Below are 8,779 nucleotides of genomic sequence, written 5' to 3' on the forward strand. Positions count from 1 at the left end.
ACCGCGATCTTTGTCCCTTGCTCAATGCTGGCCTGCTCGTTGTTCAGGGTCACCACCCGGGGGGAAGACACAGTCTTGGACTCACCCTTGGTCTCGCCAAGCTGAAGCCTTGCATCGAGTTGCAGGAAATCTCCGCCCGACCACCTGGCCAGACTCCCGAACACGTTAAAACCGGACACATCCCCGGGAAGTTGCAACCCGGTGACGCTCATGGTCGTTCGCGTCTGATTTTCCTTGAGCTCCCCTTGAGGAGAAGTGCCTCCCCATTGCAGGCCCAGGCTGCGGACAAAGTCATCCGACGCGTAGACTATCCGGGCCTCAATCATCACCTGACGCTCGGGCCGATCAAGTTTCTCGACCACACTCCGAACATTGCGTATGGCATCCGGTGTATCCGAAACGATGAGCATATTGGTCCGGGCATCTTGGCTGACCTTGCCCCGGGGGGAGAGGAACTCCCGGACCTTGCCCGAGAGATCAGAGGACGTCGTGTAGTTGACCTGGATGTACTCGGTCCTCAAGGGAACGAGATTTTGAAGGCTCTCCTTGGCCTGAATGGCGGCCTCTCTGGCTTGCTGGAGCTGCTTCTGCTCACCCTGAAGTTTCTCGGCCGTGGTCACCCGGAGGATGTTCCCCCGCCTGACCATGCCCAAATTCCGCTGCAACAGCACGAGATCCAGCGCCTGATCCCAAGGGATATCTTTGAGCTTCAGAGAAATCTTTCCGCTCACGTTGTCATCGAGAATGAGGTTGTATCCGCTGACCTCCCCGATCAAACGCAGGACGTGCTCCACGTCAGCATTCTGAAGATCAATGGAAATCCTCTGACCTGTGTACTCACGCTTCATGCCCGGAAACAGGGCCGTCAACTCCTCCAATTCTTCGGCATGTTCAGGCGTCTCTGCCCCGGACGACAAGGGCTGAACCTTGCCATCATCTTGTCCTTCCTCCTGCTTGGCCGTCTGTAGGGTCTGAGTCTCAAAAGTGGTCAAAAACTTGAAAACACTTTGCCCGTGCCCCGTCTCAACGTGCATGGGCACTCGACTGGTGACGGTAAAGACCAGCTCCGCTCCGTTTTCCGTATTCTGGAACATTGCCGTTCGGACCTGGGTCGAAAACTTCTCCAGGCGGTAGAGCTTGAGAAAATCTCCGGGAACTTCAAGTCCGGGGAGAAAAAGGCGGATCTTGTCCTCCGGACCTGGCAACGGCTCGTACTCCACAGTCCCGTCGGCTGCTAAGGAGACCACGAGGTGCCCATCCTTGTCCTGGGCAAAATCCACATTCTCAAGCCTGACCGACCGGGAGGTCGCAACACGCGCCTCAGCCCTGTCCTTTCTCTCCTTCAAAGTCACTCGGACCGTGTCCGGAGTAGAGCGGTCGACCAAAAATTGTACATCTTTGCCCAGCCGGATGATCAATGCGTCGACCATATCCCGACCGGACTCGCTCTTCGCCTGAAGATCCAAAACCCATCCCACGGGAAGAGCGGGAAAGGCAAAAGACGGTACCGAACGGTCAAAGGCTAGGGTCAGGTTCCGCCCCTTGAGGGTCGGAGAAACCTCTGCCCCGGGTTCCACCGGTACCTCAATGAAAAGCATCTCCCCATCCTCAAAAACCAGGCACTTTCGTCGCGGGTCCTCTGGAATACCCGAATCTTCAAGCGTTGAAGCCGATGCCGGTCCGGGGTTCATGGTCTGGACAGGTATCTCATTTCCGGTCTCGGCCACCAAGGGAGGCAAATCGACATCGTCGTTGTATACCCGTTTCTTCTCCACACATCCGCCGAACCAGCCCAGAATCAGAGCCAGCAGAATTATCCAAACGATCTCGGTGAGTCTCGACGACCCGGTCCATTCCGAGGCACTAGCCATGGCCACCTCCGGTTTGCGCCCGCAATTTCAAGGGAACCTCTCGTACCTGTGGTTTCCCGAAAATATCCACATACTCCTCCCGGACAACGACCGCCTCCTGACTGATGGAGGTCACTTCTCCACCATTGCGGCCTACCTTCAAGCCCTGTCTGAGAACGAACCCCTTGCCGTCAGGAAGTTCGACCATGGCCACCGACTCGGCGGCGTCATCCGGCCTCCACATGATTCCCACCACCCGCAACTGGGTGACCTCGACCTGCTCCAGAGGCGTCAAGGGACGACCCGGATCACGTGTGACCGCCACCTCCTCCTGCTGCCGAAGAAATGGGACAAAGGGATCTTCCTTGCCGGTCGCCGAATACCTGTAGGCCGGAGGATCGATCCAGTCCGGCCGATCATCCTTGGCTGCAACTTCCTGGCTTTCGAAAGCGTTCACAACGTCTTCAGCCCAGGTCGGGGCCAATCCCCAAGTCGACAAGGAAACGAACGAAACCATCACGGCCATCGCAAACATAACTCCGACCTTTCTGGGCCGGAACCGCACTCCACTGTCGAACCTCGCGTTCATTTCTTCCCCTTGACGGGCTGGGCCTTGGCCTCCAATTCTTTCGAAGTCAAGGCACGATACACGGATAACTGACAATCGGCCCCGAGTTCGACACTCACACCCCCGTCCTTACCCTGCCCCGGCGTGAGCTTGATACTCTCCAGCCGAACCAGTCGGTCGACGCGGGCCAGACGATCGAAGTATCGCATTAGGTTGTGGAATGACCCCCGAAGCACAAGCTTCACGCTTCGAGTGGCATAAAAATCATGCATGACCTCGGCTCCGGGCTGAAAGGACTGGAATTCCACGCCTTCGTCCCGGCCCAAAATCTCAAAAGAAGCCAAAAGACCTTCAAGGGCCTGCGTATCCTCGGGCAGCAAGGTCTTGGCCCAGACGAACTCGGCCTCCCGTCGAAAGAGTTCGGCCTCCAGCTCCGGAAGAATCTTAATCTTGGCCCTGTTGGCGGCGATTTCCTGGTCGAGCCGAGTTACATCGTTACGCAAATATGCCATTCGGTCCAGATCCGGACTCAGCCAGAAGAACCAGTACACTCCACCAAGGACGATCAGGGACCCGACGACGATCAGGGCCTTGTGCAGAAGTGTCAGTGATTCGATTTTCTTGAGGATGAGGTCCTTATCCATTGCCGCCCTCCACGGCCTGAGGCTTCCGGGCCACGATCAGGCAGTCGAATTGGACCAGTCCCAGTCCTTGAATTTCTTTGCGGGATGTCCCCTTGGTCTGAACCTGGGCGATATAGGGAGACTTTCTGAGCCGGTCCACGAAATCGGCAAAGGCCTGATTATCCAAGGACACGCCCTTGACCTGAATGTCTCCAGCCACAGATAGACTGAAGCTCTCAAACCAGATCTTGGACTGCGGGATGCTGACGAGGATTTCGTCGATGTATCGCACCGACAATCCCTGTTCTTCGCGGATACTTCGAATGGCGTCGATCTTCGAACTCACCGAGGCGATCAGGCGCTCGAGCTCATTGACCCGCTTGACCTGGGCTAAAAGTTCGGCCTTGATCCGTTCCTTTTCGGCCTTCATCATCTCGAAATTTCTGATCTCCCCGGCCATCCATCGGCTGATCGAAAACATGCAGGCCAAGGCGAAAAGAAGGATCAAGATAAATAGGGCGACTTCCTTCTGAATATTGGCTGCCTTGGCCCGTTTCTGCTTGGGAAGGAGGTTGATGGTAATCATTTGATGACCGACCTCAGGGCCAGGCCCGTAGCGACGACAAACTTCGGGCCGTTTTCTTTCAAAAAAACGGGGTCGAACGCAGCCTCGTTGACCTTGATCTTCCTCCAAGGATCGAGATGGCGAACCTCCAAATCCAAGGCCTCGGACAGATGCTCGGCCAGACCTGGCAGCAGGCTTCCCCCGCCGGAAATGTACATGGTTGAAATGGTCTCAGCGGCCTCGCCCGCAGCCTGCTGGTGGCCCATCATGGCCCTGCGAATCTCGCTTACCCAGACAGAAACCGCATCGCGGACCTCGCGCTGGGTGGTGGAAATGGACTCGTCGTCAAAGTCGTCGGGCCCATTGATCTTGATCTGTTCGGCTTCGGCCATCCTGATGTTCAGTCCCCTGGCAATTCCTTCGGTGACCCGGTTTCCTCCCGAAGGCACATCCCGGACCAGCGAAGGCTGCCTATCCTGATAGGCGCAAAAGACCGACTGGCTGGCCCCGATATCAAGGAGATAAACCGGGGTGTCCAAGTCTTCGTAGTAATTGAACTCGTAACAGTTGCTCAACGCGAAGGCGTCCACGTCCACGATAGCCAAGGCCGCTCCGGACTCTTCCGCCAACCGCTCCAGATTGTCCACAGCCACCCGTTTGCAGGCCACTAAAACAAGATCATAATCGGTCTTGTTCTTGACCGAGAGGATTCCATAGTCGAGATAGACGTCATTGATATCGAAGGGGATATATTGCTTGGCCTCCTTCTGGACGATGTCCGGAAGTTTTTTGGCCGAGTCGGCCGTGAAGGAGACTCGCTTGATGATCACTGAGTGACCGTGCAGGGATGAGATGAAGACCTTGTCCTTGACCTCGTGGCTCCCGAGCAGTTCCCGGACTCTGGCTCCGGCCTGCTTGCGGTCTTCCTGCTCCTGAACGGTCCAGGATGCCGAGCCGACCTTTACCAACGAGGGAACCTTGCCCGGCTCGATCTGAACCATTTTGACCGCGTTGGTCCCATAATCCAAGGCGCATGAGGCAACTTTTTTTTTCAGGAAAGAGAGCATGCTGTACCTTCTCCCGATACTGTCCATGGCCCCGACCTGAATTGGATCAGGGTCGTCCGCTCGTCAAACTGAAACTCGAAGTCTTGCAGGGCGAGCAGTCTCGACGATTCAAAAAAAATCAAACAGGGCGGATGGTCATCACCGGACATTTGGCAGCCTTGACTACTTTTTCGGCAACCGAACCGAATAGTATTCGATCTATGCCCTTGCGGCCGTGGGTACCCATGACAATCAGATCAACCTCGTTCTCCGCCACGTAGTTGAGTATCTCTTCCGCCGCATATCCGGTCACCACCACACCCGTGGCCTCCTTGCCTGGAAAATGCTCGTCCAGAAAGGCATCCATGGTTTTTTCTGCCCCGCTGACAATCTCTCCGACAAAAGAATCAATAGAGGTCGGCGGAACATGGAAACCGACATACTGGGTCAACGAAGGAGCCACATACATGACCTTGATTTTGGCTCCAAGAGCCTGGGCTAAAGTGGCTGCATACGAGGCCACGTGGGCGCTGTTCTGGGAAAAATCCACCGTGCAGAGTATGGTCCTGATCTGTTTCATCCCATGGTACTCCTTCTCGTGTGTAGCTTGAACACGGCCTGGTTACTAATGTTTTTGACCAAAGGCTCCCGGGTCACCAACCCAGAATATCTCATTGTCCGTAAATTTTTTCGACTCTTGCCATAAAGAGGTCCATATCACAAGGATTTTTTTAACAAATGAAAAAAAATCTCTTCAAGGCGTTTCTCCAAAAAAATTCTCGAATCGATATCCAATTAGAACGGACCCTCTTACGCTGAAATTGGGCTACACATCCCTTCTTCAACCAAAGGAAGGGTGAATGAAAAAGTGCTTCCCTGCCCAGGAACGCTCTTGACCAAAATGTTGCCCCCATGCTTTTCAACGAATTCCTTGCACAAAACAAGACCGAGACCGGTGCCCCGCTCTCCTTCGGTTCCTCTTCGGGAACACTTCTGGTCGAGAGAAAAAAGGCTGGCCATGGTCTTGTCATCCATGCCCACGCCTGTATCTTGGATCGAAACCTCAACCTTGGAGCCTTGATGTAAAACGGACACCTCAATCTTTCCGGCCCGTCCGGTAAACTTGACAGCATTGAAAAGAAAATTGCGGATCACCGTATTGATCATCGCCTTGTCGACGGAAACAATGATATCTTTGGGTATGTCGCAGTACAATGAGATGTCTTTTTGCTCGGCGCTCGGCCTAACCAATTCAAGAGGCCCGTGAACCAGTTCATCCAGGGAATATGGTTGAGGGTCGAAGGCTGTGAACCCTCGTTGCATCCTGGCCCATTCAAGAAGATTTTCCAGAAGGCTGAAGACGTTCTCCGCATTCCCCTTGATGTCGCCGACGAGCTTCTGCATATCCTCGGAACTGATCCCTGTAATTTTTCCCGACATCAGTCGAACCAGCGCCAAGAACCCGATGAACGGAGATCTGAGATCATGGGCAATGATGGAAAAGAACTTGTCCTTCTCGGCCAGAGCCTGCTCCAATCTGGCATTGACCTTCCGAATCTCCTCCTCGGCTCTGGCCTGATCGACCATGGCCCTGGCCAGCTTGACATGCCCGAAGCTGAGCGATGACACTAGATTGGCCAGACGTGTGTAAAAGGTCATGGCCCGATGAACCGTTTCCCGACTGAAGCGGGGAGCCCGGTTCAAAGCTTCGACATAGGCTTGCTCGTCAAACCCGTACCGCCTAGCCTGAGCCAGAAAAAGCTCCATGTCAGGCTCTTCGTCGTTGAAAAAAAACTGTCCCAGAAAGAGGTTACCCAGATGCCTGTCGCCCACGACGATGGGCGTGGCCATATCCCACATGTGATTTCTGCATTTGTAGAGCTTGAATGTGCCCGGGTCCCCACCCCCGGAAAGAATGGTGTCGCTCTCCAGACAATGCTTCCGTGTCTCTGAATTTACGCGGTGAAAACGGGTACAGATATCTTGCCAGCCCGTGGATACCAGAACCTTGCCCCGAAGATCGACTACGGCACTGCCGATCTTGGTCAGATTGAAGAAATCGTCCATAAGCCGCTGGAGGATAGGAACGTCGAGGATATCCTCTAATTCCAAGGCGGCGAGATCCCCTTCCGGGGACATGAGGGCGAAAAGCTTGGACCGGACCCGGGATTCACTCTCCCGCAATGCCGTTTCCATCTCCTTGCGCTCGGAAATGTCTCGGATCAGACCATCATAGGACTGGATTCTGCCGCGTGCGTCAAAATTTAGAACCATTGTATTTTTGACCCAACGAATCCGTCCGTCCTTGCGGACGATCCGATGCTCCAACGAAGGCGGCGTGTACCCGGCCAGAGCCTTTTTGGCCTGGTCCCGAACCTTCTCCCGATCCTCGGGCACGACCATCTTGATCCACAGGTAGCGATCAGAGGCGAATTCCTCGGCGGTGTAGCCCGTCACAATCACGCAAGCCGGACCGTGGGTCGTTTCCACCGGATAGCCGTCAACGATCCTGACCGTGTACAGGTAATCGGTCAGTCCCTCGGCAATCCGCCTGAAGCGGTCTTCGCCGGCCCGGAGCTTCTCCTCGGTCCGGTGTTGGTCGGTGATGTCTCGAATCACCCCGTGATACTGATTCACCCGGCCGTCATCTCGGAGGATACATTTGATGGCCAGAGAGACCCAGAACAGGGTTCCGTCGCGCCGAACCTGACGAAACGTCCGGGTTGCCAAATGCTCCCGGCTTCTCAGGAGCCGCATGAACTCTTCCCGCTCGGACGGATCGACGAAGGCCTGGGTCGGCATGTCCGTCATCTCCGCCATCATCTCCTCGGGAGAAGCGAACCCATACATGTCGGCAACGGCCCTGCTGACGAACATTGGGCGCCCATCGTCCCCAATGGCCAAAATTCCGATTCCGGCGCTGTCCAGGATATCCAGACAATCCGGAGAACGGGCGATGGAACCATTATTCTTGATGCACTCTTCGGCCATCTCGTTCGCCTCCGCATCCATGTCGAAAAAATCTGAACGGCAGGAAGTCCGGATCCATGCTCTCACGATGTACAATACACATTTTTAATTGGTTACCACGTCAATAATCGCAAGGCAATATACACTCATTTTGAAGACTGGAAAAACACGCAATGGCTGCTGCCCGGGCCGCAGAAAAAAAAGCCCCCGCGAACATGTCCGCGGGGGCCGTTGAATCAGGCGTTCATCTTATCTATTTCTTCAACCAGGCCATCATTCCTCTGAGTTTATCCCCAACCTCCTCGATCTGGTGCTCATGGGCCTTGCGGCGCATGGCCAGAAACGAGGGACATCCGGCCTGGTTCTCCAGAATCCAGTTGCGGGCAAAGGTTCCGTCCTGAATCTCCTCCAAGACTTTCTGCATGGCAGCCTTGCTTTCCGGTCCGACGACCCGGTCCCCGGAAACGTAGTCACCATATTCGGCCGTATCGCTCACCGAATGATGCATGAGCTTGTAGCCCCCCTCGTAAAAGAGATCCACGATGAGTTTCAGCTCATGCATGCACTCGAAATAGGCCAACTCGGGTTGGTACCCTGCCCGGACCAGGGTTTCGAACCCGGCCCGAATGAGGGAACTCACGCCGCCACAAAGCACGGCCTGCTCGCCGAACAAATCTGTCTCGGTCTCTTCCTGAATCGTCGTCTCCAGCGAACCGGAGCGGGTCCCGCCGATGCCCTTGGCATAGGCCAGAGTCCTGGCCATGGCCTGACCGCTGGCATCCTGGAGCACCGCTACCAGGCAGGGGACACCCCCGCCCCGCTCATACTCGCGCCGAACCATGTGCCCGGGGCTCTTGGGAGCAACCAGAACCACGTCCACATCCTTCGGCGGGACGATCTGGTTGTAGTGCAGATTGAAACCGTGGCTGACGCCCAGCACCTTTCCGGCCGTCAGATTCGGCTGAATTTCATTCTTGTAAACCGAAGGCTGGTGCTGATCCTGAATGAGGATCTGAATCCAGTCGGCCATTTTCGTGGCCTCGGCCGCGCTCATAGGTTCGAATCCGTCCTCCACGGCCTTGTCGAAATTGGGGCCGCCGGGTCGCTGGCCGATGACCACCTTGAGGCCAGAATCGCGAAGGTTCTGGGCGTGGGCG

8 protein-coding genes are annotated in these 8,779 nt (G+C 55.5%); all 8 read right to left on the reverse strand.

All coding sequences use genetic code 11. From position 1 onward, the window contains the following. The coding region (locus EOM25_10275; protein NCC25564.1) for a hypothetical protein at window positions 1-1,871 on the reverse strand (1,871 nt) is incomplete at its 3' end. Further along, window positions 1,864-2,439: a hypothetical protein gene (locus EOM25_10280; protein ID NCC25565.1), complete on the reverse strand. Its 576-nt coding sequence runs from the start codon at window positions 2,437-2,439 to the stop codon at window positions 1,864-1,866. The genes EOM25_10280 and EOM25_10275, both read right to left, overlap by 8 nt. Beyond that, window positions 2,436-3,062 carry a hypothetical protein gene (locus EOM25_10285; GenBank protein ID NCC25566.1) on the reverse strand — a complete coding sequence of 209 codons (627 nt, stop codon included), beginning with the start codon at window positions 3,060-3,062 and terminating at the stop codon, window positions 2,436-2,438. The genes EOM25_10280 and EOM25_10285 overlap by 4 nt, the downstream gene beginning before the upstream one ends. After that, window positions 3,055-3,627 (reverse strand): hypothetical protein, encoded by a 573-nt coding sequence (locus EOM25_10290; GenBank protein NCC25567.1) that lies wholly within the window; start codon window positions 3,625-3,627, stop codon window positions 3,055-3,057. The genes EOM25_10285 and EOM25_10290 overlap by 8 nt, the downstream gene beginning before the upstream one ends. Continuing rightward, the gene (gene pilM, locus EOM25_10295; GenBank protein NCC25568.1) at window positions 3,624-4,700 is read right to left on the reverse strand and encodes a type IV pilus assembly protein PilM; all 1,077 of its coding nucleotides are present in this window, start codon (window positions 4,698-4,700) and stop codon (window positions 3,624-3,626) included. The genes EOM25_10290 and pilM overlap by 4 nt, the downstream gene beginning before the upstream one ends. A gap of 91 nt (window positions 4,701-4,791) precedes the next feature. Continuing rightward, the gene (locus tag EOM25_10300) at window positions 4,792-5,232 is read right to left on the reverse strand and encodes a universal stress protein (protein ID NCC25569.1); all 441 of its coding nucleotides are present in this window, start codon (window positions 5,230-5,232) and stop codon (window positions 4,792-4,794) included. A gap of 230 nt (window positions 5,233-5,462) precedes the next feature. Then, window positions 5,463-7,664, reverse strand: a complete 2,202-nt coding sequence (locus tag EOM25_10305) for a PAS domain S-box protein (GenBank protein NCC25570.1) — start codon at window positions 7,662-7,664, stop codon at window positions 5,463-5,465. A 211-nt stretch (window positions 7,665-7,875) separates the two neighbouring features. Then, window positions 7,876-8,779: ketol-acid reductoisomerase (ilvC, locus tag EOM25_10310; GenBank protein NCC25571.1), on the reverse strand; the 904-nt coding region annotated here is incomplete at its 5' end.

Source organism: Deltaproteobacteria bacterium (genome assembly GCA_009929795.1).
In the GTDB taxonomy this organism is placed as follows: Bacteria; Desulfobacterota; Desulfovibrionia; order Desulfovibrionales; family Desulfomicrobiaceae; genus RZZR01.

Bases quoted from the DNA above. Each gene is read 5' to 3' on its own strand.
- EOM25_10290 (NCC25567.1), bottom strand. From the start codon at position 3,627: ATGATTACCATCAACCTCCTTCCCAAGCAGAAACGGGCCAAGGCAGCC.
- EOM25_10300 (NCC25569.1), bottom strand. From the start codon at position 5,232: ATGAAACAGATCAGGACCATACTCTGCACGGTGGATTTTTCCCAGAAC.
- pilM (NCC25568.1), bottom strand. From the start codon at position 4,700: ATGGACAGTATCGGGAGAAGGTACAGCATGCTCTCTTTCCTGAAAAAA.
- EOM25_10285 (NCC25566.1), bottom strand. From the start codon at position 3,062: ATGGATAAGGACCTCATCCTCAAGAAAATCGAATCACTGACACTTCTG.
- EOM25_10280 (NCC25565.1), bottom strand. From the start codon at position 2,439: ATGAACGCGAGGTTCGACAGTGGAGTGCGGTTCCGGCCCAGAAAGGTC.
- EOM25_10305 (NCC25570.1), bottom strand. From the start codon at position 7,664: ATGGATGCGGAGGCGAACGAGATGGCCGAAGAGTGCATCAAGAATAAT.